The 23,979-nt window shown below is 66.1% G+C and carries 28 protein-coding genes and 2 tRNA genes; 21 read left to right on the top strand and 9 right to left on the bottom strand.

Features of this window, described 5'->3' with window-relative positions:
* Window positions 1-56: 56 nt before the first annotated feature.
* The 5 genes from recF to ACZZZN_RS15510 all read left to right on the top strand — a co-directional run bounded on the left by recF (window position 57) and on the right by ACZZZN_RS15510 (window position 7,043).
* A complete protein-coding gene (gene recF, locus ACZZZN_RS15530) occupies window positions 57-1,253 on the top strand; it encodes a DNA replication/repair protein RecF (RefSeq protein ID WP_463506041.1) in 1,197 nt (398 codons plus the stop codon).
* Window positions 1,246-1,749 carry a DciA family protein gene (locus tag ACZZZN_RS15525; RefSeq protein ID WP_463506040.1) on the top strand — a complete coding sequence of 168 codons (504 nt, stop codon included), beginning with the start codon at window positions 1,246-1,248 and terminating at the stop codon, window positions 1,747-1,749. The genes recF and ACZZZN_RS15525 overlap by 8 nt, the downstream gene beginning before the upstream one ends.
* 118 nt (window positions 1,750-1,867) lie before the next feature.
* On the top strand, window positions 1,868-3,982 hold the full coding sequence (gyrB, locus tag ACZZZN_RS15520; RefSeq protein WP_463506039.1) for a DNA topoisomerase (ATP-hydrolyzing) subunit B: 2,115 nt from the start codon (window positions 1,868-1,870) through the stop codon (window positions 3,980-3,982).
* Window positions 3,983-4,077: 95 nt separating this feature from the next.
* Entirely contained in the window at window positions 4,078-6,642 is a 2,565-nt protein-coding gene (gene gyrA, locus ACZZZN_RS15515; protein ID WP_463506038.1) for a DNA gyrase subunit A, read from the top strand.
* Entirely contained in the window at window positions 6,639-7,043 is a 405-nt protein-coding gene (locus ACZZZN_RS15510; protein WP_463506037.1) for a DUF3566 domain-containing protein, read from the top strand. The genes gyrA and ACZZZN_RS15510 overlap by 4 nt, the downstream gene beginning before the upstream one ends.
* Window positions 7,044-7,120: 77 nt before the next feature.
* On the opposite strand, the gene ACZZZN_RS15505 is transcribed toward ACZZZN_RS15510, so the two are convergent.
* Window positions 7,121-7,831: a VIT1/CCC1 transporter family protein gene (locus ACZZZN_RS15505; RefSeq protein WP_463506036.1), complete on the bottom strand. Its 711-nt coding sequence runs from the start codon at window positions 7,829-7,831 to the stop codon at window positions 7,121-7,123.
* 154 nt (window positions 7,832-7,985) lie between these two features.
* Between ACZZZN_RS15505 and ACZZZN_RS15500 the strand changes: the two genes are divergently transcribed.
* The 5 genes from ACZZZN_RS15500 (at window position 7,986) to ACZZZN_RS15480 (ending at window position 11,157) form a co-directional block, all read left to right on the top strand.
* Window positions 7,986-9,275 carry a sensor histidine kinase gene (locus tag ACZZZN_RS15500; RefSeq protein ID WP_463506035.1) on the top strand — a complete coding sequence of 430 codons (1,290 nt, stop codon included), beginning with the start codon at window positions 7,986-7,988 and terminating at the stop codon, window positions 9,273-9,275.
* Entirely contained in the window at window positions 9,263-9,949 is a 687-nt protein-coding gene (locus ACZZZN_RS15495) for a LuxR C-terminal-related transcriptional regulator (RefSeq protein WP_463506034.1), read from the top strand. The genes ACZZZN_RS15500 and ACZZZN_RS15495 overlap by 13 nt, the downstream gene beginning before the upstream one ends.
* Window positions 9,946-10,899 carry a DUF4097 family beta strand repeat-containing protein gene (locus ACZZZN_RS15490; RefSeq protein WP_463506033.1) on the top strand — a complete coding sequence of 318 codons (954 nt, stop codon included), beginning with the start codon at window positions 9,946-9,948 and terminating at the stop codon, window positions 10,897-10,899. The genes ACZZZN_RS15495 and ACZZZN_RS15490 overlap by 4 nt, the downstream gene beginning before the upstream one ends.
* Before the next feature lie 85 nt (window positions 10,900-10,984).
* Window positions 10,985-11,058: transfer RNA gene (locus ACZZZN_RS15485), tRNA-Ile, on the top strand.
* 26 nt (window positions 11,059-11,084) lie between these two features.
* Window positions 11,085-11,157, top strand: a tRNA-Ala gene (locus tag ACZZZN_RS15480).
* Window positions 11,158-11,228: 71 nt separating this feature from the next.
* On the opposite strand, the gene ACZZZN_RS15475 is transcribed toward ACZZZN_RS15480, so the two are convergent.
* Window positions 11,229-11,786 carry a hypothetical protein gene (locus ACZZZN_RS15475; protein ID WP_463506032.1) on the bottom strand — a complete coding sequence of 186 codons (558 nt, stop codon included), beginning with the start codon at window positions 11,784-11,786 and terminating at the stop codon, window positions 11,229-11,231.
* 255 nt (window positions 11,787-12,041) lie between these two features.
* On the opposite strand from ACZZZN_RS15475, the gene ACZZZN_RS15470 reads away from it, so the two are divergent.
* The 5 genes from ACZZZN_RS15470 (at window position 12,042) to ACZZZN_RS15450 (ending at window position 14,710) form a co-directional block, all read left to right on the top strand.
* Complete coding sequence (locus ACZZZN_RS15470) at window positions 12,042-12,569, top strand: hypothetical protein (RefSeq protein ID WP_463506031.1); 528 nt, start codon at window positions 12,042-12,044, stop codon at window positions 12,567-12,569.
* An 80-nt stretch (window positions 12,570-12,649) separates the two neighbouring features.
* Window positions 12,650-13,774 carry a hypothetical protein gene (locus tag ACZZZN_RS15465; RefSeq protein ID WP_463506030.1) on the top strand — a complete coding sequence of 375 codons (1,125 nt, stop codon included), beginning with the start codon at window positions 12,650-12,652 and terminating at the stop codon, window positions 13,772-13,774.
* A complete protein-coding gene (locus ACZZZN_RS15460; protein WP_463506029.1) occupies window positions 13,774-14,076 on the top strand; it encodes a hypothetical protein in 303 nt (100 codons plus the stop codon). Before ACZZZN_RS15465 ends, ACZZZN_RS15460 begins: the two co-directional genes overlap by 1 nt.
* A complete protein-coding gene (locus tag ACZZZN_RS15455; RefSeq protein ID WP_463506028.1) occupies window positions 14,073-14,354 on the top strand; it encodes a WXG100 family type VII secretion target in 282 nt (93 codons plus the stop codon). Before ACZZZN_RS15460 ends, ACZZZN_RS15455 begins: the two co-directional genes overlap by 4 nt.
* A gap of 74 nt (window positions 14,355-14,428) precedes the next feature.
* Window positions 14,429-14,710 carry a hypothetical protein gene (locus ACZZZN_RS15450; protein WP_463506027.1) on the top strand — a complete coding sequence of 94 codons (282 nt, stop codon included), beginning with the start codon at window positions 14,429-14,431 and terminating at the stop codon, window positions 14,708-14,710.
* On the opposite strand, the gene ACZZZN_RS15445 is transcribed toward ACZZZN_RS15450, so the two are convergent.
* From ACZZZN_RS15445 to ACZZZN_RS15435, 3 genes are all read right to left on the bottom strand, one after another.
* Entirely contained in the window at window positions 14,695-15,228 is a 534-nt protein-coding gene (locus ACZZZN_RS15445; protein ID WP_463506026.1) for a DUF3253 domain-containing protein, read from the bottom strand. The two genes, ACZZZN_RS15450 and ACZZZN_RS15445, sit on opposite strands and share 16 nt — an antisense overlap.
* 67 nt (window positions 15,229-15,295) lie before the next feature.
* Entirely contained in the window at window positions 15,296-16,417 is a 1,122-nt protein-coding gene (locus tag ACZZZN_RS15440) for a M24 family metallopeptidase (RefSeq protein ID WP_463506025.1), read from the bottom strand.
* Between the two features lie 41 nt (window positions 16,418-16,458).
* The gene (locus ACZZZN_RS15435) at window positions 16,459-16,908 is read right to left on the bottom strand and encodes a hypothetical protein (protein ID WP_463506024.1); all 450 of its coding nucleotides are present in this window, start codon (window positions 16,906-16,908) and stop codon (window positions 16,459-16,461) included.
* 135 nt (window positions 16,909-17,043) lie between these two features.
* Here ACZZZN_RS15435 and ACZZZN_RS15430 point away from each other — a divergent pair, with 135 nt between their 5' ends.
* Window positions 17,044-17,466, top strand: coding sequence for an NUDIX hydrolase (locus tag ACZZZN_RS15430; protein WP_463506023.1), 423 nt, complete (start codon window positions 17,044-17,046; stop codon window positions 17,464-17,466).
* 18 nt (window positions 17,467-17,484) lie between these two features.
* Here ACZZZN_RS15430 and ACZZZN_RS15425 read toward each other — a convergent pair whose 3' ends face one another.
* On the bottom strand, window positions 17,485-17,946 hold the full coding sequence (locus tag ACZZZN_RS15425) for an aminoacyl-tRNA deacylase (RefSeq protein ID WP_463506606.1): 462 nt from the start codon (window positions 17,944-17,946) through the stop codon (window positions 17,485-17,487).
* A 50-nt stretch (window positions 17,947-17,996) separates the two neighbouring features.
* The gene (locus ACZZZN_RS15420) at window positions 17,997-18,497 is read right to left on the bottom strand and encodes a DNA helicase (RefSeq protein WP_463506022.1); all 501 of its coding nucleotides are present in this window, start codon (window positions 18,495-18,497) and stop codon (window positions 17,997-17,999) included.
* Between the two features lie 144 nt (window positions 18,498-18,641).
* Here ACZZZN_RS15420 and ACZZZN_RS15415 point away from each other — a divergent pair, with 144 nt between their 5' ends.
* Both ACZZZN_RS15415 and ACZZZN_RS15410 read left to right on the top strand, forming a co-directional pair.
* A complete protein-coding gene (locus tag ACZZZN_RS15415) occupies window positions 18,642-19,199 on the top strand; it encodes a peptidylprolyl isomerase (protein WP_463506021.1) in 558 nt (185 codons plus the stop codon).
* 21 nt (window positions 19,200-19,220) lie between these two features.
* On the top strand, window positions 19,221-20,117 hold the full coding sequence (locus ACZZZN_RS15410; protein ID WP_463506020.1) for a rhomboid family intramembrane serine protease: 897 nt from the start codon (window positions 19,221-19,223) through the stop codon (window positions 20,115-20,117).
* Window positions 20,118-20,270: 153 nt separating this feature from the next.
* On the opposite strand, the gene ACZZZN_RS15405 is transcribed toward ACZZZN_RS15410, so the two are convergent.
* Window positions 20,271-20,510, bottom strand: a complete 240-nt coding sequence (locus ACZZZN_RS15405) for a cell division protein CrgA (RefSeq protein WP_241795635.1) — start codon at window positions 20,508-20,510, stop codon at window positions 20,271-20,273.
* 85 nt (window positions 20,511-20,595) lie between these two features.
* On the opposite strand from ACZZZN_RS15405, the gene ACZZZN_RS15400 reads away from it, so the two are divergent.
* From ACZZZN_RS15400 to ACZZZN_RS15390, 3 genes are read left to right on the top strand one after another with little or no spacing between them, the layout of a single operon-like run.
* The gene (locus ACZZZN_RS15400) at window positions 20,596-21,390 is read left to right on the top strand and encodes a class E sortase (protein WP_463506019.1); all 795 of its coding nucleotides are present in this window, start codon (window positions 20,596-20,598) and stop codon (window positions 21,388-21,390) included.
* A 19-nt stretch (window positions 21,391-21,409) separates the two neighbouring features.
* Window positions 21,410-21,565, top strand: a complete 156-nt coding sequence (locus ACZZZN_RS15395; RefSeq protein ID WP_463506018.1) for a hypothetical protein — start codon at window positions 21,410-21,412, stop codon at window positions 21,563-21,565.
* Window positions 21,562-22,194, top strand: coding sequence for an anthranilate synthase component II (locus ACZZZN_RS15390; RefSeq protein WP_463506017.1), 633 nt, complete (start codon window positions 21,562-21,564; stop codon window positions 22,192-22,194). Before ACZZZN_RS15395 ends, ACZZZN_RS15390 begins: the two co-directional genes overlap by 4 nt.
* 51 nt (window positions 22,195-22,245) lie before the next feature.
* Here ACZZZN_RS15390 and pknB read toward each other — a convergent pair whose 3' ends face one another.
* A complete protein-coding gene (gene pknB / locus ACZZZN_RS15385) occupies window positions 22,246-23,943 on the bottom strand; it encodes a Stk1 family PASTA domain-containing Ser/Thr kinase (RefSeq protein ID WP_463506016.1) in 1,698 nt (565 codons plus the stop codon).
* Window positions 23,944-23,979: the final 36 nt, after the last annotated feature.

The following is a 23,979-nucleotide window of genomic DNA, read 5'->3' as shown; positions in this document are numbered from 1 at the left end:
TCAGGCGGGCGGGCCCCCGCAGAGGCCATGTCAGAGGCCGAAGGTAGGCTGACACCGTGATTGTGGAGCACCTGAGTCTGGTCGATTTCCGCAATTACGCGACGGCCGAACTCGCACTGCACCGTGGGCCCAACGTTCTGGTGGGCAGAAACGGCCAGGGCAAGACCAACCTCGCCGAGGCGGTCGTCTTCCTCGCGACACTCGGATCCCACCGTGTGTCTTCAGATGCACCCCTGGTTCGCGACGGCCAGGAGTACGCGATCATCCGCGCGCGACTCTCGCACGGGGAGCGACGGGTGCTCGTCGAGGTGCAGCTCAACAAGCAGGGTGCGAACAAGGCGCGGATCAACGGTTCTCCCTCGAAGACGAACGAGCTTCCTCGATACGCCCATGTCGTGCTGTTCGCACCCGAAGACCTGCAGATAGTGCGGGGAGACCCGTCATCTCGCCGACGGTTCGTCGACCAGCTGCTGATCCAGCGAACGCCCCGCATGTCTTCTGTGCTCGCGGACTACGACCGTGTGCTCAAGCAACGCAATGCCCTGCTGAAATCGGCTCGCGCTCGAGGGGTCAAAGGCGAGGGGCTCAGCACGCTCGACGTCTGGGACGACAAGCTCGTGTCGCTCGGCGCCGAGATCATCAGTGCCAGGCAGCGGCTGGCGGCCGACCTGCAGCAGCCGGTCGCTGACGCGTATGCGGCGATCGCGGGCGAAGATCACCGCCCGCGACTGGAGTGGGCGCTGTCCGTCCGCGGCGTGGATCCTGAAGACGGCGAGTCTTCGCCCATCGATGACGACGGGTCGCTGAGCATGGCGAAGTGCGCGGAGATGTTCCACGCGGCACTGCTCGCGAAGCGGTCGAACGAACTCGATCGCGGGCTCACCCTCACCGGCCCCCATCGCGATGACCTCGTGCTCCGAGTCCGTGATCTTCCGGTGAAGGGCTATGCGTCGCATGGTGAATCGTGGTCGATGGCTCTCGCGCTGCGTCTCGCATCCGCCGAACTGCTGCGCAGCGAATCCCCCGCGGGCGACCCGGTGCTCATCCTCGACGACGTCTTCGCCGAACTCGATGCCGACCGCCGTCAGCGCCTCGCGGCGGTGACTGCCGGGTACGAGCAGGTGGTGGTGACGGCGGCCGTGGAGGAGGATATCCCCGAGGTGCTGCACGCACACGTCGTCAGGATCACGGCCGGCACCATCAGTGACGACCGGCCGCACCCAGTGACGGAGAAGGCGGAGACGGATGTCTGACATCGCCGCGGTTCCGGCCGCAGAGACCCCCGAGACGGTGGCGACATACCTGCGTCTGCGAGGACTCAAGCCGAGCTCGAAGACCTGGAAGCGCAAGCGACGGATCGTCGACGACGACGACAACGCACCCTTCACCCCGGGCCGTGACCCGGGAACGCTCGGAGCAGTGCTCGACAGGCTGACCAGGGACTCGGGGTGGGAGACCACGCTCGCGCGCGAAGACCTCGTCCGCCAGTGGGCCGATCTCGCGGGCGCCGACACCGCGAAGCACTCCGAACCCGTGTCGCTCGAGCGTGGAGTGCTCACGGTGAAGTGCGATTCCACAGCCTGGGCGAAGAACCTACAGTTCATGAGAGGAACGATCCTCACGGAGATCGGTCGACGCTATCCGTCGGCCGGCGTCGAGAACCTCCGCTTCATCGGACCGGACGTTCCCTCCTGGAAATGGGGTCCCAGAGTCGTTCCAGGACGGGGCCCACGCGATACCTACGGGTAGGGCACCGTTCAGGGGGTTCGAGAGGCTCAGAGGGGCATACACGGCCGTCTAGCGGGATTTCGGCTCGAAACCCCGCTAGAATGGGAGTTCGTGATATCGATGTGGAGAATGCCCTCTGATGACGCCTGAATTCCCTGCTGACGAGACGGAATCGACCACCGGGGAAACCCCTGACCCCACGACGGGTGCAGAAGACCAGACTCCCGCAGACGCGGAGACCAGGTCTACATCGATCTCCCCCAAGGTCAAGCAGCCCGGCGAGTACGGTGCCGACTCGATCCAGATCCTCGAGGGACTCGAGGCCGTGCGCAAGCGCCCTGGCATGTACATCGGTTCGACGGGGCCGCGCGGTCTGCATCACCTCGTCTACGAGATCGTCGACAACTCGGTCGATGAGGCTCTCGCGGGCTACGCCGACACGATCTACGTCACGCTGCTCGAAGACGGCGGCGTCCGCGTCGTCGACAACGGCCGCGGCATCCCGGTGGATCCGCACTCCTCCGACCCGACGAAGTCCACCGTCGAGGTCGTCCTGACGATCCTGCACGCCGGTGGCAAGTTCGGCGGCGGCGCATACGCCGTCTCGGGTGGCCTGCACGGTGTCGGCTCGTCTGTGGTGAACGCGCTGTCGACCCGTTTCGACGTCGAGGTCAAGCAGAAGGGCTTCGTCTGGCGACACAGCTTCGCCGACGGAGGTGTGCCGCAGCAGAAGCTCATCAAGGGCGAGGAGACCGACACCACCGGCACGAGTATCACGTTCTGGCCGGACGCCTCGATCTTCACCGAGACGATCGACTTCGATTACGACACGCTGCGCACCCGCTTCCAGCAGATGGCGTTCCTCAACAAGGGACTGCGCATCGAGCTGCTCGACGAGCGCGCGTCTTCGGCCTACGAGGTCGAGGTCGAGGGTACTGCCACCACGAAGCAGCCCGGGGATGTCTTCTTCTACGAGCGCGGTCTCGTCGACTACGTCGAGTACCTGAACAAGGTGCGTCACGCCGAGGTCGTGAACGAGGAGATCATCGCGTTCGAGTCCGAGGACACGGCACGCAAGATCTCTCTCGAGGTCGCCATGCAGTGGACCACCTCGTACACCGAGAACGTCTTCACCTACGCGAACACGATCAACACGCACGAGGGTGGAACCCACGAAGAGGGATTCCGCGCCGCGCTCACGACGCTCGTCAACAAGTACGCGCGTGCGAACAACATCCTCAAAGAGAAGGACGACAACCTCTCGGGCGACGACGTGCGCGAGGGATTGACCGCCGTCATCTCGATCAAGCTGGGCGAACCGCAGTTCGAGGGGCAGACCAAGACCAAGCTCGGAAACACCGAAGCCAAGGCCTTCGTGCAGAAGGTCGTCGGCGATCAGCTCGGAGACTGGTTCGACCGCAACCCCGCCCAGGCGAAGAACATCATCCGCAAGGCACTCGATGCCGCGACCGCGCGACTGGCCGCTCGCAAGGCACGCGAGACCGCACGACGCAAGAGCGTGTTCGAGTCCGCTGCGATGCCCGACAAGCTCAAGGACTGCACCAGCAAGGATCCCTCGATCAGCGAGATCTTCCTCGTGGAGGGTGACTCGGCCGGTGGCTCGGCGGTGCAGGGACGCGATCCGCACACGCAGGCGATCCTCGCCCTGCGCGGCAAGATCCTCAACGTCGAGCGTGCCCGTCTCGACAAGGCACTCGCGAACCGTGAGGTCCAGGCGATGATCCAGGCCTTCGGCACAGGCATCGGCGAGGACTTCGACATCGAGAAGGCGCGCTATCACAAGATCGTGCTGATGGCCGATGCCGATGTCGACGGCCAGCACATCACGACGCTGCTGCTCACGCTGCTGTTCCGCTACATGCGAGGACTCATCGAGGCAGGCTTCGTCTACCTCGCGATGCCGCCGCTCTACCGCCTCAAGTGGTCGAACCAGCCGCACGAGTACGTGTTCAGCGATGCCGAGCGCGATGCCCTGCTGAAGTTCGGTCTCGACAACGGCAAGCGCATCCCGAAGGACGCCGGCATCCAGCGCTACAAGGGTCTCGGCGAGATGAACGCCAAGGAGCTGTGGGAGACCACCATGGATCACACCACGCGGACGCTCCGCCAGGTGACCATCGAGGATGCCGCGGCAGCCGATGAGATCTTCAGTGTGCTGATGGGGGAAGACGTCGAGTCGCGACGCAGCTTCATCCAGCGCAACGCCAAGGACGTCCGCTTCCTCGACATCTAATACAGGCGAGCGCAGCGAGCAACCCTGGTCGTTGAGCGAGCGAAGCGAGTCGAAACGTCGCGAGCCGCTCTCAGAAACCAACGAAGAGAAGACAAATGACTGACGAAGTACGCCCCGAGCCCCCGGCGCACGATCACGGCAAGATCGACCAGGTCGACCTGCAGTCCGAGATGCAGCGCAGCTATCTCGACTACGCGATGGCCGTGATCGTCGGCCGCGCTCTCCCCGACGTGCGCGACGGGCTGAAGCCCGTGCACCGCCGAGTGATCTACGGCATGTACGACGGTGGATTCCGCCCCGACAAGTCGTTCTCCAAGTGCGCGCGTGTCGTCGGCGAGGTCATGGGTCAGTATCACCCGCACGGTGATTCGGCGATCTACGACGCTCTCGTCCGTCTCGTGCAGCCGTGGGCCCTGCGATACCCGCTCGCGCTGGGTCAGGGAAACTTCGGATCTCCCGGCAACATGGGCGCCGCGGCCCCTCGGTACACCGAGACCAAGATGGCCCCTCTCGCGCTCGAGATGGTGCGCGACATCGAAGAAGACACCGTCGACTTCCAGGACAACTACGACGGGCAGACCCAGGAGCCGACCGTGCTCCCGGCGCGGTTCCCGAACCTGCTGGTGAACGGCTCGGTCGGCATCGCCGTCGGCATGGCCACGAACATCCCCCCGCACAACCTGCGCGAGGTGTCTGCTGCTGCACTCTGGGCTCTCGACAACCCCGGCCTGCCGCGTGATGAGCTTCTCGATGGGCTGATCCAGCGCATCCCCGGGCCGGACTTCCCGACCGGGGCGCAGATCCTCGGCACCAAGGGGATCCACGAGGCGTACCGCACGGGTCGCGGATCGATCACCATGCGCGCCGTCGTCAACGTCGAGGAGATCCAGGGACGCACCTGCCTCGTCATCACGGAGCTGCCGTACCAGGTCAACCCCGACAACGTCGCCGTGAAGATCGGCGATCTCGTGCGCGACGGCAAGATCAGCGGCATCGCCGACATCCGTGACGAGTCCTCGGACCGCACGGGTCAGCGTCTCGTCGTCGTGCTCAAGCGCGACGCCGTCGCCAAGGTCGTGCTGAACAACCTGTACAAGCACACGCAGCTGCAGGAGAACTTCGGTGCGAACATGCTCGCCATCGTCGACGGTGTGCCGCGCACGCTGGCGATCGACGGGTTCGTCACCTACTGGATCACCCATCAGCTCGAAGTCATCGTGCGCCGCACGCGTTTCCGTCTGGCGAAGGCCGAACGTCGCATGCACATCCTTCGCGGATACCTGAAGGCACTGGATGCCCTCGACGAGGTCATCGCCTTGATCCGTCGGTCGGCGACCGTCGACGATGCCCGCGAAGGGCTCAAGACGCTCCTCGACATCGATGACGACCAGGCGCAGGCCATCCTCGACATGCAGCTGCGTCGTCTCGCGGCACTCGAGCGGCAGAAGATCCTCGACGAGGCAGCCGAGCTCGAGAGGCTCATCGCCGAGTACAACGCGATCCTCGCCGACGAGTCGCTGCAGCGTGACATCATCCGCGAAGAGCTGACCGGCATCGTCGACCGCTTCGGCGATGAGCGCCGCACGCACATCCTGCACGGTTTCGACGGCGACGTCTCGATGGAAGACCTCATCGCGGAAGAGGAGATGGTCGTCACCATCACCCGCGCCGGGTACATCAAGCGCACCCGCAGCGACAACTACCGTTCGCAGCACCGCGGCGGCAAGGGAATCAAGGGTGCTCAGCTGCGTGCGGACGACATCGTCGAGCACTTCTTCGTGACGACGACGCACCACTGGCTGCTGTTCTTCACCGACAAGGGGCGCGTGTATCGCGCCAAGACCTATGAGGTCCCCGAGGCGGGCCGCGACGCGAAGGGGACGCACGTCGCGAACCTGCTCGCTCTGCAGCCCGACGAGAACATCGCGCAGGTGCTCGACATCCGCGACTACGAGGTCGCCGACTATCTCGTGCTCGCGACGCGTGACGGTCTCGTGAAGAAGACCAGCCTCGCCAGCTACGACACCAACCGCCAGGGCGGCGTCATCGCGATCCGTCTGAACGACGAGGACGAACTCGTCTCGGCTCTGATGGTCAATGCCGAAGACGACATCCTGCTCATCAGCCGTAAGGGAATGTCGGTGCGGTTCAGCGCCACCGACGAGGCGCTTCGCCCGATGGGTCGTGCCACCGCAGGTGTCAAGGGAATGAAGTTCCGCGACGGCGACAGTCTGCTGTCGGCATCCGTCGCTGCTCTCGGCCAGTTCGTGTTCGTCGTGACCGACGGCGGCTACGCCAAGCGCACCGCGATCGAGGAGTACCGCGTCCAGGGACGCGGTGGTTTCGGCATCAAGGTCGCCAAGTTGCACGACGATCGGGGCACTCTCGCGGGTGGTCTCATGGTCTCTGAGGACGACGAGGTCTTGGTGGTTCTCTCCAGCGGCAAGGTGGTACGCTCTGCCGTGGCCGAGGTGCCCGCCAAGGGCCGCGACACCATGGGAGTGGTGTTCGCACGGACGACGGAAGCCGACCGGATCCTCGCCATCGCCCGCAACGGTGAGCGGGGCCTCACCGAGGACGACGCATCGGATGAGGCGGAGGCGGATTCCCCCACCACCTCCCCCGACACGACCGAGAACCCTGAGGAAGCAGACGCATGAGCACGGTAGCCGACAAGCTGGCCAAGAAGTCGACCCGTAAGACCGGAGGCAAGCAGGTTCGCCTGCGTCTCGTCTACGTCGACTTCTGGTCGGCAGTGAAGCTCTCTTTCCTGGGAGCCGTCGCGCTCGCGATCGTCACCATGGTGTCGTTCTTCCTGATCTACCTCGTGCTGCAGGCGACCAACGTCATCAGTCAGGCCGACGAATTCGTCGGCACGATCACCAGCGACTCCGTGCGGATCTCCGAGCTGGCGGGTCTTCCGCAGGTGATGGCCTTCGCGGCTGTCGTCTCGATCCTCAATCTGATCGTCTTCACGGTGCTCGGCGCCGTCGTGGCCGGCATCTACAACGTGGCGGTGAAGGTGACCGGCGGTCTCCTCGTCGGCTTCACGTCGAACTGAGCGGCTGCCACAGACGTTTTCAGAAGAAGGGCGGATGCTTCGGCATCCGCCCTTCTTGCGTGTCAGAACTCGTGTGTCTACACGATGCCGGTCGTGCCGAGCAGCGTTCCGATCAGCCAGGTGGCGAGCAGGGCGAGCGCGCCTCCGACGACGAGACGGAGTGAGGCTCGCGCGGCGGGCGATCCGCCGATCCTCGCCGACACGGTTCCCGTGAGGGCGAGCGCGAGCAGCACGGCCACGAAGGTGACCGGAACCCGCCACTCGGGTGGTGGCAGCAGGATGGCGAGCAGTGGGAGCAGCGCTCCGAGAGTGAAGGCGACGGCTGACGACAGTGCGGCCTGCCAGGGGCTCACCAGGTCGTCCTGATCGATGCCGAGTTCGACCTCGAGATGCGCGGCGAGGGCATCGTGGGCGGTGAGCTCCCGCGCGACCGCTTGCGCCGTCTCGTCGCTGAGTCCTCGCTCGCGATAGAGCCCGGCGAGTTCCGCGAGCTCGGCGTCGGGCATCGTCGCCAACTCGTCGCGCTCCTTGGCGATCAATGCGCGTTCGCTGTCGCGTTGACTGCTGACCGAGACGTACTCACCGAGGGCCATCGAGATCGCCCCGCCCACGAGACCGGCGAGTCCCGCGGTGAGCAGGGCGGCATTGTCGGTCGTGGCGCCCGCCACACCGACGAGCAGGGACGCCACCGAGACGATGCCGTCGTTGGCCCCGAGCACGCCGGCGCGGAGCCAGTTGAGACGTTGGCCGACCCCTGCTCCGTGCGGTTCACCCTCATGTGCGGTCATGCGCTCAGTGAACCAGATCGGTCGGAGGTGCGCGCCCCCTTCCGCTCCGGCGACGACGCGAGACCCAGGCGCGCTCGATCGGTAGGGAAAACCCGAAGGAGGGTGTCGGGATGCCTCGGTGTCGGCGTGATCAGCACGGCCGTACCTTGGAGACATGACGACACAGACTGCCACGCCACCACCGGCGACGGCCACGAAGCCGCCGCTGCGCATCGTGCTCTCGATCCTGCATCTGGCGGGCATCGGGGTCATCGGTGGGTTCATCTTCGCGACCCTCTCCGGACTCCTCGGTACGGGCCTCGGACTGCTCTTCGCCGCAGGCATCGGAGTCGTGCTCCTCGTCGGGCTCGTCTACGCCCTGTTCGGCGTCGGCTGGTTCGAGGTCGCCAGGGTGGGAGCGCTCTACAAGACCCGCATCGCTCCGCTGCGGTGGCGACCACGCGACCGTCCCGGATTCGTCGGGTGGTTGCGTTCACTCGGACGCCAGGCGATCGACGGCCGCATGTGGCGTGCGCTCGCGAACTTCGCGATCACGGCCATCCTCGGATGGATCGTGCTGCGACTCGCGTGGGGTGTCGTCTGGTCGATCGTGATCTGCTTCGCTCCTGTGGCCGGAACCGACACCGTGATCGGACCGTTCGGTGGTGGTGGGATCGACGCCGCCTGGGCACCGCTCATCGGAATCCTCGGAATCGCGGCCTCGATCGCCGGCATGATCGGGCTGGCTCTGCTCAACCGCGTGATCTCACTCGCGATCGTGGTCCGCAGCCGAGAGACCGAACTCACCGAGCGTGTGCGCACCACCACCGCCCAGCGCGAGGGGGCCGTGCGTGCCGCCGACCTCGAGCGCACACGTATCGAGCGGGACCTGCACGACGGCGTACAGCCTCGGCTCGTGTCGGTCGGGATGACGCTGGGCCTCGCCCAGCAGAAGATCGACAGCGACCCGGCTGTCGCGAAGGAGCTGATCTCCGAGGCGCACACCTCGACCAAGGCAGCCATCACCGAGCTGCGACAGCTCGCCCGAGGCATCCACGCGTCGGTACTCGACGACCGCGGCCTCGACGCCGCGCTGTCGGCGCTCGCCAGCCGCTCCCACATTCCTGTGATCCTCGACGTCCGCATGGACCCTTCGACGGGCTCAGGGAACCAGCGGCCATGTCGAGACGCCGAGGCCGCCGTGTACTTCTCGATCGCCGAGTCGCTCACCAATGCGGCCAAGCACTCCCGTGCCAGTGAGACGCGCGTCACCGTGCGATTGCGAGAAGGCGATGTCCTCTGGGCACGTGTCGAAGACAACGGCATGGGCGGCGCTCAGGTGCAGCCCGGCGGCGGGCTCGACGGCATCGCCAATCGCATCCTGGCCGCCGGTGGCACATTCCGTCTGGAGAGTCCTCTCGGCGGACCGACCAGCCTGGAGGTGAATGTGCCATGCGCATCCTGATCTGCGAAGACTCCGTTCTGCTGCGAGAGGGCCTGGTGCGTCTGCTCGAGGACGCGGGTCACAGCGTGGTCGCGGCACTGCCCGACACCGAGGGGCTCGCCGAGGCCGTCGCCGACACCGACCCCGAGCTCTGCATCCTCGACGTCCGGCTGCCGCCGACGTTCACCGACGAGGGGATCCGCGCCGCACTGGCGCTGCGAGACACCCACCCGGCTCTGCCTCTGCTCGTGCTCTCGCAGTACGTCGAGGAGCGGTATGCATCAGACCTGATCTCGGCGCAGGGTGGCCCTCTGGGATACCTGCTGAAGGATCGTGTCGCCGATGTGTCGGAGTTCCTGGCCTCGGTGCAGAGGATCTCCGAGGGCGCCACAGTGCTCGACCCGGAGGTCGTCGCCCAGCTCCTGACCCGTCGCAATCGGGACGACAGGATGCAGAGGCTCACCGAGCGTGAGCGCACCGTGCTGGCACTGATCGCCGAGGGCAAGTCGAACCAGGCCATCGCGAGCCTGCTCTTCCTCTCGGAGGCGAGTGTCGAGAAGCACATCACCGCGATCTTCCAGAAGTTGGGCTTCGAACAGGGCGAGTCGGGCAACCGTCGAGTGCTGGCGGCTCTCGCACACATCGAGAACACGGGCGGCACACCGCCGACCGGACAGACAGGAGTGGGACGATGACCACCAGCAACGATGACCCTCAGGGCGGTCAGACGTCGTACACACCGCCGCCGGCATCCACGCCCGGTGCGCCCGGTTCGCCGACGGCGGCCGAGCCTCAGCCCGCGACCCCGACGCAGGCGACGTCCGGCGGAACCGGACCGTCGTCGGGCGCGAGGGCGATCATGATCGTGACTGCGATCGTGGGTGGGATCGCACTGCTCGGCTCGGGAGCGACCGCCGCGGTCGCCGCGACGGGCGGTCTGGTCGCATCATCGAACGAGCGTGCGGACTCGGTGCAGACCGAAGACGTCTCAGGGCTTCAGGGCGTCGACCTCGATGTGGATGCCGGCAACATGCGCATCGAATTCGGTGACGTCGATGAGGCGGAACTGTCGGTCACCAACGGACGCGGTTCGGGATGGACCCTCGACAGGGACGGTGACGACCTGGTCGTCCGCAGCCCGGAGTTCCGGTTCGGATGGTGGTTCGGGAGCTGGTTCGGCGACGAGGAATCGGCCGTGCTCACCCTCCCGCAGAACCTGCGAGAGGCGGCGCTCGATGCCGAACTGACTCTCGATGCGGGAAGCGTCGACGTGATCGGCGACTTCGGCGCACTCGACATCACGGTCAACGCCGGAGCACTCGACATCGAGGGCGCCGCGAGCAGCGTGAGCATCGACATGAGCGCCGGCCGTGCCGATGCCTCTCTCGCAGACGTCGACGAGGCCGACCTCAGCGTCTCGGCGGGCGACCTCAACGTCGAGCTGACCGGCACGGCGCCCTCGCAGACGACGATCGATGTCAGTGCCGGATCCCTCGATCTCACCGTTCCTGACGAGTCGTACTCGATCATCCAGGACGTCAGTGCAGGATCGCTCGACGCACGCGTCGATCAGTCAGGAACCGCTCGCCACACGATCGAGGTCTCGCTCTCTGCGGGCAGTGCCACGATCCGTCCGGGCAGCTGATGCGCATCGAGGGCGGGGGTCTGTTCGGGTCCCCGCCCTCGATTGGGATTTTCGCCAGAACTCCGGTAAAGTTCTGGAGGTTGACGGGCCCATAGCTCAGGCGGTTAGAGCGCTTCACTGATAATGAAGAGGTCCCAGGTTCAAGTCCTGGTGGGCCCACTCATCAACTAAATGAATACCCTCACGGGGCCTTAGCTCAGTTGGTAGAGCGCCTGCTTTGCAAGCAGGATGTCAGGAGTTCGAATCTCCTAGGCTCCACACTGTGTTGAGACAGTTCGAGAAGGCCCCGCCTAGTGCGGGGCCTCCTCGTTTCTGCAGGTCTTTCGTGTTCAGGGAATCGTCTGCTCTGAGAACTCGTTCGTCGCGGTGTCGCAGGTCGTGATGCGCCACACGGCGTCTCCGTCGTCCATGACTCGCGCCATCTCGACGATCAGCGGACTCGGCCACTGCTCCCCCGAGGCCATCGCCGCCAGGAGCGCGCCGGACCCGTCGCTCTGCTCCGCCTCGGTGAGCTGCACATCGCCGGAGGACCGGATCTCGAAGGTGCGGACGTCGACGATCGACTCCATACCGAGACTCGGATCGTCGACGCGCTCTCCCCACATGTCGGTCGCGCTCGAGGCGCTGCGGATGCGCCAGACCCACTGTTCGTCCAGATACTCGAGGCGGAGCCCGACGACGCTTCCCCCTACGGCCTCCGACTCCGAGGGCAGCGACTCGAGGAAGTCCGTCGGCCAGGAGAACTCCGCGGGCATGCAGGTGCCCGGATAGTTCTCGCCGACGGCCTGCGGGGGAGCCGGGGTGGAGGTGGCAGCCGAGCATCCGGCTGTGACGCCGACCATCCCGACGATCATCGTCACGGCGACCACACACGCTTTTCGCTTCATCGTCTCTCCCCGTCCGGCGCCCAGAGCCTAGCCGACGATCTGCGTCGACACTCCCCTCCACAGGTGTTAACAACCCTGTTAACAACTGTCGCGGTCACCGATGGACTCGTGCCTCGAGAGCGAGGATGAGCGTGTGACCAGGGAATTCATCCACAGCTGTGGATGAATCTGTTAACAACTCGGATGTCCGCATATCTGCTCGGTGAGCCTTTGATTGCTCCGCGACGTGCCGTCGTGCGTGCGTAGGATTGTCCGATGCCACCTGCGCGAACTCCTGCTCTCGGCGCCGTAGCCCTCCTTGCCGCGCTGCTCCTCGCATCGTGCGCGTCGGGGCCGGTCGCGGAGACTCCCACGCCGACTCCGGTTCCGACGCCGGCGTACTCCGATCCGACCGTCTCGATCACCTACGAGAAGGACGGCGAGACCCATGAGCTGGTGGGGCATCCGAACAAGCCGCTCTGCGACTGGGACGGCGTCATCAATGTGATCGGCGAGGACCTTCTGGTGCCGAACGGCGTCACCGTGCAGTACGACGAGGACGCCGAATCGAGCGTCTCGGCCTGGGTGGGAGACGATGGGGTCGCGGCGATGTTCCAGTCGCGCGGCGAGGTGTCGATCGTGCGGGGTGACGAGACGTCGGTGCTGTTCGTCACCGACCTCGAGGGACATGCCGACATCGCCCCTCGAGAGGTCGGCGTTCCCGCATCGATCAACACGGTCACGGGCGAGTTCGAGCGGGTCGACGCGACCCTGACGTTCGCGGTGACCTGCCCGAATGACTGAGCCCAGCGCAGACGCGCCCCGGTGCTCGCGCCGAACGCACACCTCGGGCTACCCTGAGACGACAAACGATCGGGGGGATCGTGGACGATTTCGACTTTTGGCTCGACCCGGATGGTCTCGACAACCAGGCGGCCGCGCTCGACACCTGGCGTGATGCCATAGCCGAGATCGCCACATCGGGTCTCGTGCCGATCGTCATCAACGGTCTGCCCGGCGCCTCCGTCTACTCGAGTGCGACCACTGTGGCGATGAGTGTGCACACGGGCTTGCTGCAGTGGACCGCTCACATGCAGAACGTCTTCGAGTCGGTGTCCACCGAGCTGCGGAGTGTGGCATCCGAGGGTCGCGAACTCGATCTGAACAGAGCGGCACGCTTCGATCTCATCGATCCCACCGAGTACAACGGCAACGATCCGACCCCCGGCGACGCGATCAACAAGTCGGGAAAGCCCAGCATCACCCCCGAATGGGATAGACCCCCGGACTCGGACTTCATGCCGGCACCGAAGTGGCAACCCGTCAACGGCTCGTCCTTCTATTTCGATTCCGGTTCGAGCGCGTTCAGCGAGTCGGATGCCTTCACCACGCCGCTGTTCAGCAACATCGTGATCGATCCGGTCGGCGACATCAAAGAAGCACTCGGGCAGATGGGCGTCACGCGGGCGCGGGACGTCCTCATGGAGGGCTTCGGTGGAGGATGGGGAGCGCTGAGGCGCTACTCCTCGGTGCTCGACGGGATGAGCCGGTTCCTGATCGACATGCACTCCAGCCTGCTGCAGGTCGTCGGAGGAGTAGCGCTCTACTGGCAGGGGTACTCGGCGAACAGCGCGAACGAGTATCTGAACGACCTTCTCGATGTCATCAAGGGCGCCGCCGACGGATGCACTCGCGTCTCGGAGGAGATCACCACCTTCTGTGACGCCGTGGTGTCGGCGGCAGAGATCATCGGCGGGATCCTCGAGGACCTCGCCATCGACGCCTACATCGCCGCCCTCGGCATCGCAGCGGGCAAGAAGGTGAGCGTCGTCGGCTGGCTGCTCGGCGGAGGTGCGATCGCATCGGGAGCGAAGAAGTGGCTCGACATCACCGGCAAGATCTCCGACATGCAGACTCTGGTCGACGCGATGACGACAGCGAAGGACCTCGGCACGAAGCTCAGCGACATCACCGCATCCCTTCACATTCCCGAGATGGTGGAGACGTAATGAGCCTCGACGATGATGCTTCGGAATACCGCGAGCGGCTTCGGCCGCGGACCGGGTTCGACGTTCGTGAACCCGAGTTGATCCCGGGTCTTCCCACCACCTCCGAGGCCCACGTCGCCGTGCGCGATCTGCTGCGCGAGGTGGCGGGGTCCTCTGCCATGACCGATGACATGCGTGAGGCCGCGGATCGGGTGCTGAGCGGACGGATGAGCGCGGAGCAGTTGATGAGACTCGGTGGCCTGAGAGAGTACCGCTCGCAGAGGTCGGACGCTACGGAGAACGAGGGCATCGTATGGCGATGAGAGTGAACAGCGCACCGTTGAACGAGATGTGCCGCCGGATCGATGACGAGTTCGACGCGATGGAACGATCCCTCGAGCGTCTGCGTACCCAGGCTGCCGCTCTGGAGTCGCAGTGGAACGGCGAGGCTCGCGAGGCCTTCCACCGGTCTTACGCCGCAGCGCAGTCGTCGCTCTCGGCGATGCGTGCTCTGGGCTCGGGCATCACCGTCCAGGTGCGCGAGCATGTCGAGGACATCGGTGCCGTCGACCGTCGACGGGCCAGCGCCTGGCGGCGCTGAGCCCCTCTGTCACGTCGGAGCCACGATCGCAACCCCCCTTCCGGGGTCTCGACTCGGCACGTAGCGTGATGACCATGACTGCGACGAAGACGATGATCCAGACAGAGGCCATCTTCGACTCGGCGAGCTATCTCCTCGCGCAGGATCAGGATGTCCCGGAGCTGCGTCGTCGCATCGAGGAGGCGGTGGCGACCTCGGGTGCCTTCGTGGACTTCGTGGTCGTCGGCAACCGCCAGGTGAGCGTGCTCATCACACGGCAGAGCCGAGTCACGATCAGCGTGTCGACGGTGGCCTTCGACGAACGCGACACCGGAGACCTCGACTTCCCGTACGGCGGGTACTACGACATCCTCTGACCGGAGTCGGGCGGCACTCGCGCGATGCGCACCGGACCACGAGCTTCTCGGATGCTCACGGGTTCGCTCTTCTGCGTGACGATGACCTCACCGCGGTCGGCGAGGACGGCGGTGACTCTGCGGACGTCGGGCATCAGCGAACGCCACGACTCGCCGCCGACCGTGCGAGCCACATCGCTCGGGCAGATCGACGACTGTTCACGCTTGCGCGTCAGAGAGCGGATGGCCGCGCCTATGCGCTCGTCGAACGCCTCGCCGGTGCGCTCCTCCCACCAGGGTGCCCCGCGTTCACCGAGGGCCGTCTTCGCATCCTGAACCCGACGTCGCGCGTCGGATTCCGATGCCTTGACCGCTCTACGAGCCGCCATCAGCTCGTCCACGAGTTCCTGGCGGATCCCCTCGGGGATCGAGGGGTCGGTCGCCCGCCAACGCCGCCCGTCGATGACCATGTGGTGGCCATCTTCGGTGCGCTCGGGCGTGGTACCACCGTCGGCCCGCTCACGGTCGTCGGATGTCATGAACGAAGTATCGTGCGTGACAACGCGCCGCTCCTACGGTCTTGACACCGACGCGGATGCCATCCGCTCAGGCTCCGACTGCTCTGAGTTCGTGAGGTGCGACGTTCAGACGCTCGCACCCGTCAGCGGTCACGACGACGATGTCCTCGATGCGGGCACCCCACTCCCCGCCGAAGTAGATGCCGGGTTCGATGCTGAACGCCATGCCCGCGCGCAGCACGAGGTCGCTGCCCGGTGCGATGTACGGCTCTTCGTGCACCGAGACGCCGATGCCGTGGCCCGTGCGGTGCAGGAACGCCTCGCCGAGCCCGGCATCCGTCAAGACCTGTCTCGCGGCAGCATCCACCTCCTGCGCCGTCGCACCCGGTCGCACGGAGTCGACCGCGGCCTGCTGCGCGCGCACGAGCACGGCGATCCGCTCGGCCGCATCGCTGTCGGGCGTCCCGACCACGTACGTCCTGGTGCTGTCGGAGTTGTAGCCGCTGGGCACCGCGCCGCCGATGTCGACGACCACGATGTCGCCCTCGCCGATCACGCGGTCCGACACCTCGTGGTGCGGGTCGGCGCCGTGGGGACCCGAGCCGACGATCACGAACTCGACCGTGCGGTGACCTTCGGCGACGATCGCCTCGGCGATGTCGGCCGCGACCTCGCGCTCCGTGCGTCCGGCGCGCAGCCACTCCGGTACCCGGAGATGCACGGCGTCGATCGCCGCCCCGGCCCTGCGCAGCTCGGTGACTTCGTCTGCATCCTTGATCATGCGGCTCTCGCGCAGCACGGGTGTCGCGAGCTCGACGCGCACGCCGAGCCGATCGGCGAGGGGGATGACGTGCAGAGCGGGGAGCGCATCGGAGACGCCGACCCGGGAGACTGTGCCGAGAGCCGCGGCCACGAGATCGTAGGGATTCTCGCCGTCGACCCAATCGGACACCGCGAGACCGAGCTCACCGACCGCCGTGGCCCGCACCTTCGCCAGTTCCATCCGCGGCACCACGATCGTGGGCGCGTGGCCGGACCCGAGCACGAGTGCTGTGAGCCGCTCGATCGTGTCGCCCTCGACACCGACCAGATACTGCAGGTCGGGTCCGGGGCCGACCACGATCGCGTCGAGACCGGCATCGGCGGCGAGGGACGCCGCCCGGTCGAGTCGAGCGGAGTAGACGGAGGCGGGGAACGGCAGTGTGCTCACGGCATCCACGCTACTGCGCACGACCCCACCCGGGAACGGCTTCAGCTCACCGCGAGACGAATGCGGTCGGTGAGCGCCTTGCGGTTCGCGGCCGAGAGATCGAGTAGGGCATAGGCGGTCGGCCACATCGTGCCGTCATCGAGGTTCGAGATCGGCTCGAAACCGAAGGTGCCGTAGCGGACCTTGAACTTGCTGGCCGGCTGGAAGAAGCAGAGCACCTTGCCGTCCTTGCCCCACGCCGGCATGCCGTAATAGGTGCGGGGCATGAGCTCGGGGGCGACCTCGGTCACGAGCGCGTGCAGTGCCAGCGACAGCTCGCGATCCTTGTCATCGGGCAGCTTCGCGACGGCTGCTTCGAGGTCTGCGACACCCTCGGCGCGAACTTCCTCCGGGCTCTTCTTCGCGCGCGACCTCGACTTGCGCTTGTCGGCCGCAGCCTCTTTCATGGCCTCGCGCTCTTCGGCGCTGAAGTTCTTCTCGTTGTCAGCCATGGCCGACTCCTTTCATCGTGTGATCTGCGGTGGATCTCACACTACGGATGCTGCGCCGCGCTGTGCTTCTTGATTCGTGATCGATCGGCCGTCACATGATGGTCGACACGAACCAGATGCGATTATGGTGAGGGCATGGATATGCGCGTCGCGGCATACGCCGTCGTCACGGATGACGACGGGCGCATCCTGCTGGCGCGATGGACCGAGGGGCGACGGGTCGCGTGGACCATGCCGGGCGGTGGTCTGGAGGCGGGCGAGGCGCCGGAAGACGCCGTCAGGCGCGAGCTTCGCGAAGAGACCGGGTACACCGTCAGGGTCGGCGAGCTGCTCGGCATCCACTCCCGGGTGATACCCGCGGGTCAGCGCGTCAACGCATCCGACGAACCGCTGCACACCCTGCGCATCGTCTATCGCGCGGTCGTCAGCGGGGGAAAGCTGCGCTTCGAGACCAACGGTTCCACGGATATGGCGGAGTGGTTCAGTCTCAAGTCCGTCTCCGATCTGCAGAGAGTGAAGCTCGTCGACATCGCGCTGAAGATGGCAGGAATTCTCTGACGACCTGGGGCTTTCGCCTCAGTCGCGCGGCACTTCAGGGAGAGAGATGTCGGCTACGGTCGCGTCGTATGCCGCGATGAGCTCGTCGGAATCGACGAAGAGGCTGTAGCCGTGCGCTCCGGCGCCCATCGCGATGCGCTGACCGACGATCGACTCGTCGGCATAGACGGGCCAGTCGGTCGTGCTTCCGATCGGAACGATCGTGCCGCGTTCGTATCCGGTGGCTGCAAGCGCGAGTTCGGGCTCGGGCAGGCGGAGCTTGTTGACGCCGACGACGGCTCGAAGCTTCGGCCAGGAGATCGAGCGACCGCCCGGCACGAGTGCGAAGAGATAGGTGTCGTCGGATCGCTTGACGACCAGCGTCTTCACGATGCCGGAGGGCAGGATGCCGAGCAGTTCGGCGGCCTCCTCGAGGCTGCGAGCCGCCGGCCGTTCGCGGATCTCGATCTCGAGGTCACGCGAGGCGGCGGCATCCCGCACGCGCGCAAGCGGATCCCCCGGCGCGGCGGCCGAGGGATCAGAGCTCGACGTCACGCGTCGGGAGCCGAGAGCGGGTCGTCGGCGACCCAGAGCTCGTCGTCGGCGCGCAGTGCCTGCCATGCGGCGTACAGCACGCCTGCGGCTGCGGCGACACCGAGGATGACCGCGATGACCGAACCGATGCCGGGGCCCTTGGGCTCGGGCTTGGTGGCCTTCCTGACCTTCTTGACGACACCCTCGCGCTTGGCGTTCGCGACGTCCCACGCGGTGAGTGCGGTGCCGACGACGCCGCCGACGATCGGGACGACCTTGTCGTCGACCACGTGGTGACCGAAGCGCACGCCACGGTCGACGACCGGCTGCACGCGACGGTTGTAGGTGTCCTGCACGACAGGACCGACCTGCTCACGGCCGAAGTGGCCGAGCTGACGACCGGCCTCGCGGGCGACGTCGGCGGCGTGGCCGACGAGAACCTGCTGGTTCTCCCAGAGCTGGTTGGCGTCGTTCTGAAGACGACGCAGTTCCTTCTTCCGCTTGCGGCTGATGCTCACGATGCTCTCCTGTCGATTGGAGTACGGGTTCCCCATCTTGCCACGGGAGGCTGGAAGGGGGAGGGAATCGCCGAACCCTTGCGCTGAGCGGTGAACAGCGCTAGTTCACGCCGTACACATCGGAAGCTCTGCGAGAATGAAGGCATGGCTCACGCTTCTCATGTCGCAACACTGCACACCAACCACGGTGACATCGTCATCAACCTCTTCGGCGACCACGCCCCGAAGACGGTCAAGAACTTCGTCGGTCTGGCCGACGGCACCCAGGAGTGGACGCACCCCGCCACCGGCAAGCCGGGCGAGGGCGCTCTCTACAAGGATGTCGTCTTCCACCGCATCATCCCGAACTTCATGATCCAGGGCGGCGACCCGCTCGGACAGGGCGTCGGCGGCCCCGGCTACAACTTCGACGACGAGATCAACATGGAGCTCAACTTCAACGAGCCCTACATCCTCGCCATGGCGAACGCGGGCCTTCGTCGCAATGCCATCACGGGCAAGCCCGAGGGCACCAACGGCTCGCAGTTCTTCATCACGACCGACCCCACCCCCTGGCTCCAGGGCAAGCACACGATCTTCGGCGAGGTCGCCGACGACGCCTCGAAGGCTGTCGTCGACAAGATCGCCGCTGTGCCGACGGCCGCGGGCGACCGTCCGATCGAGCCGGTCGTGCTGCAGTCGATCGACATCGTCGCGGCCTGACGCCGACGCTGGCCGATCCGGATGACCACGCCTGAGTTCGCGGACAACCGCGACAACTTCTGCTACCGGCATCCGGATCGGCAGAGCTTCGTGCTCTGCCAGCGGTGCCTGCGCACCATCTGCCCCGAATGCCAGACGCAGGCGGCCGTCGGGGTGATCTGCCCCGAATGCATGGCGGCAGAGCGCAAGAACCGCACCCCCGCGCAGAAGCGCGCCGAGCGCCGCTGGCGCAGCAGGCCCGCGATGGCGACCGCGCGCGGCGGCAAGCCCGTCGTCACCTACGCACTGCTGCTGATCACCTCCATCATCGGCCTGCTGCAGCTGGTACCCGGCATGGGCAGCGCCATCACCCAGCAGCTGCTCTTCGCCGCCGCCTACCTCTACCCCGATCTCTCGCTCTACCCGTTCGAGCCCTGGCGGCTGCTCACCGCGGTCTTCGTGCACGGCGGTTTCATCCATCTCGCGCTCAACATGCTGGCGCTGTGGATGCTGGGGCAGAACCTCGAACCCATGCTGGGTCGGGTCCGCTACCTCGCCCTGTATCTGATCAGCGGCATCGGTGGTTCAGTGGCCGTCGCCCTCATCGCGCCGGGCACCGCCACGGTCGGCGCCTCCGGGGCGATCTTCGGACTCATGGCCGCGCTGCTCATCATCGGCAGGCATCTGGGGGCGAACGTCACCGGGATCCTCGTGATCCTCGGCATCAACTTCGTCATCGGCTTCTTCATCGGCGGCATCGCCTGGCAGGCGCACCTCGGTGGAGCGATCGTGGGCGCACTGGTCGCCTTCATCCTCACCCGCACCCGCCGACGCGAGCAGCGCACCCTGCAGATCGTGCTGCTCTCTGCGGTCGTCGTGGCGCTTCTGGTGATCGTCGCCTTCGTGCCCCCGCTGCTGATCACGTCGGTTTACACCTGATCGGGAGTTGTTAACAGGGTTGTTAACGGGTGTGAATAACATCTGTGTAATTCTCCCCATGTTGGGGATAACCTGTGGATAACTCTGCTGGACACGCGAAGAAGGCCCCTCTCGCCGGAGCGAGAGGGGCCTTCAGTACGTGAGGGGCGGGCGTCAGCGCCAGCGGGTGGTCATCAGGAAGCCGATCAGGGCGATTCCCAGGCCGATCGCGAGATTCCAGTTGTCGAGACCGGGGATCGGGAACTGCATCCCGGAGATGTAGAACACGAGGATCCAGGCGAGACCGAGCAGCATGAATCCGACCATCACCGGCTTGAACCACACGGCGTTGGGGGCGGTGTCGCCTTCGCTGCGCGGTGCTTCGGGTTCTTCGATCTTGCGGTCACGTGCCATTCCGACATTGTACCCATGACTTCTTTCCACCGTGGGACCGGGTCTCACGGGCCGTTCGTTCAGTCGAGCGGGATAGGATCGCGCCATGACTGCATCCGTCGTCTCGGGGGAGCGACGCGTACGGCATCGCCGCCCTCGATCGCGCGCCACGTTCACGAGCGTTCTCGGCGAGCTCCTGCTCACCGCCGGCGTGGTCGTGCTGCTGTTCGTCGCCTGGCAGATGTGGATCGGCGACATCATCATCAGTGCGCAGAAGAATGACGAGGGCGCCCAGATGTCGCAGCAGCTCGCTGAGGCACCGGCCCCCGAGCCGCCTCCTCTCGTCGAAGCCGAAGACGGGACGACCTATTACGAGCCGGTGGTCCCCGCCGCCCCCGCCGATGCGCAGTGGTTCGCCCAGATGCATATCCCGCGCTTCGGTTCGGAGTACAACGTCGGGATCTACGGCGGCACGAGCCGCGCTCGCACGCTCGACGATCTCGGCATCGGCGTCTACACGGACTCGAAGATGCCCGGCGAGGTCGGCAACTTCGCGATGGCGGGGCACCGCACCACCTGGGGAAAGCCTTTCAACCAGGTCGACAAGCTGCAGCTGGGCGATGCGATCGTCGTCGAGACACCGGACGGGTGGTTCACGTATCGCTTCCGCACTCTCGAGTACGTCAAGCCCTCGCAGACCGAGGTGCTCCTCGACGTGCCGCAGATGCCTGGCGTCGAGACAGGTGAGCGCTACATCACACTGACCGCCTGCTCGCCCCTCTACTCCCTCGCGGAGCGCATCGTCGCCTACGGCGTCTTCGAGAGCTTCCAGCCCCGCGCTGAGGGGCCACCCGCCGCACTCACCGACCCGCCGCCTCCGCCGGCCGCACCGTCGATCTAGCCGAAGGGAACGACGACACATGTACTCGGCACTCTGGCGCATCCTCCCCGGACCGTGGTGGCTTCGGCTCTTCATCGTGCTCGCGCTGGTCGCGGCCGTCCTTTACGGGCTCTTCTGGTTCGTGTTCCCCTGGGTCAGCCCGCTCATCACGCCCGGCGAGGTCGACCTCGAATGACCCGCGTGCTCGTCGTGGACAACCACGACAGCTTCGTGCACACCCTCATCGGGTATCTGCGTGAGCTCGGTGCCGACGTCACCCTGATCGAGTCGGATGCCGTGGGCGTCGACGAACTCGTCGAACTCGTTCCTCAGTTCGACGGCGTGATGATCTCGCCGGGGCCGGGCACCCCTCGAGGCGCCGGCGTGACGGTGGATGCGGTGCGGATCGCAGCCCGACTGGGCGCGCCCCTGCTCGGGGTATGCCTCGGGCATCAGGCGATCGGCGAAGCTTTCGGTGCACCCGTGACCGAGGCGCCCGAGCTCATGCACGGAATGGTCTCGACCGTCGTTCATGACGGCTCGCGCCTGTTCGACGGGATCCCCTCACCGTTCGACGTGGGGCGGTATCACTCGCTCGCACTCGCCGAGGGCGACCTGCCCGCCGAACTGCGTGTCACGGCGCGCACCGACAGCGGCACCGTCATGGCCGTCACCCACACCGACCTGCCGATCGTCGGAGTGCAGTTCCACCCCGAGAGCGTGCTCACCGAAGGCGGCTACCGACTGCTGGCCAACTGGCTCACGCAGTGCGGAGATCAGGATGCCGTCGACCGAGCCACGCAGCTGCATCCGCTGCACCGTTGACCGGGCCTTCGGTCGGAACAGGAACGGGACCCGCGGAGGCGGGTCGCCGGCTCATTCCGGAGGTGTCCCGCAGAAGCGCAGTTCGACAGTCGAGCCGATCGGCACATCGCCCGGAGCCGCCGACATCGACGACACCGTCGGAGGGCTGACAGGTGTGCAGTCGCTGAGTTCCACGGGCTGCGCCTGGAGTCCGAGAGTCTCGAGCTCGTCGGTCGCCGCCTGCACGGTCCACCCTGACATGTCACGGATGGTGACCCGGCCGCTGGCGACCACGAGGTTCACGACGGTCTTGGGAGCGACCTCGGCGTCGGGCTCTTCGCTCGCCTCCATGACGGTGTCGGCGGCGAGGCCCTTGTCGTTCCGAGGCGTGACCGTGCCGAGTTGCAGACCGGCAGTGGCCAAGGCATCCTTCGCCGCGGTGAGCGACAGACCGGTCAGCGTCGGCACGACGACCGTCTCCTTGCCGGAAGAGACGTAGACGGTCACGGAGTCGCCCTCGCTCACGGCGGTGCCGGAAGCCGGGTCGGTGCGGGTGACGTTGCCTTCGACGATGTCGGTGCTCGATTCGAGCACGAGGTTCGCGGTGAGGTCGAGTTCGCTGAGGTCTTCTTGAGCGCGCTCCGACGACACGTTCACGAGGTCGGGGACGGTGCGCGAGCTGGTCGGCACGTCGTTCGGGTTCATGCTGATCGTCCACACCCAGAACAGCACCGACACGAGCAGCACGGCGAGCAACGCCACACCCGCCCAGATCCAGGCCACCGGCGGGCCGGACTGGGTTCGCGTCATCGTGTTGTCGGTGCTCAGCTGTCGCAGAGACCTCGCGGTCTCCTGCGCCTGGCGCGGGCTGGGGCCGTACAGCTCGCTCGTCAGGGCGCCGAGCTCCTTGCGGCTCGGGGCACGACCGGCGACCGCCGCATCGAGGGCCGCGCGGAAGTGCGCGGCATCCGGATACCGCTGGTACGGGTCTTTCGCGAGGGCGCGGAGCACGATCGGGTCGAGGGCCCCCGGTGAATCCTCGTTGACCTCGGTCGGCGGTACCGGGGTCTCGCTGACGTGCTGGTAGGCGACGGCCACCGGAGACTCACCGCGGAACGGCTGACGTCCGGTGAGGAGCTCGTAGAGCACGACGCCGGTGGAGTAGAGGTCTGCGCGTGCGTCGACCGGCTCGCCCTTGGCCTGCTCGGGGGAGAAGTACGCGGCGGTGCCGATGATCTGCGTCGTCTCGGCCACCGTCGACGACGAGTCGGACACGGCTCGGGCGATGCCGAAGTCCATGACCTTGACCTGGCCCTTTTCGGTGACCATGACGTTGCCGGGCTTGATGTCGCGGTGCACGACGCCCGCCCGGTGGGAGTAGTCGAGCGCTTCGAGGATGCCGTCGACGTAGCGCACGGCGTCTTCGACAGGCACCGGACCCTTCGCGATGATGTCTTTCAGCAGCGTGCCGCTGATGAGCTCCATCACGATGTACGGCGGCTCGTCGGACCCGGCACCCGTGGTCGACGGATCACCCGCGTCGTAGACGCGAACGATCGAGGGGTGCGACATGCGAGACGCGGACTGCGCCTCGAGCCGGAACCGGGTGCGGAACGCAGTGTCTCTCGCGAGCTCGGGATCGAGGATCTTGATGGCCACCTGGCGGCCGAGTGTCAGATCGTAGCCTCGATACACCTTGGCCATGCCGCCATGCCCGATGAGCTCATCGACGCGGTAGCGTCCCGCGATGATGCGTGGCTCTGTCGACACGTACTGACCCCCTGATTACGACCTGGTGAATGCTCT

The sequence above is a fragment of the Microbacterium sp. AC145 genome (genome assembly GCF_979258505.1).
This window is presented reverse-complemented; position numbering and strand designations above follow the sequence as displayed.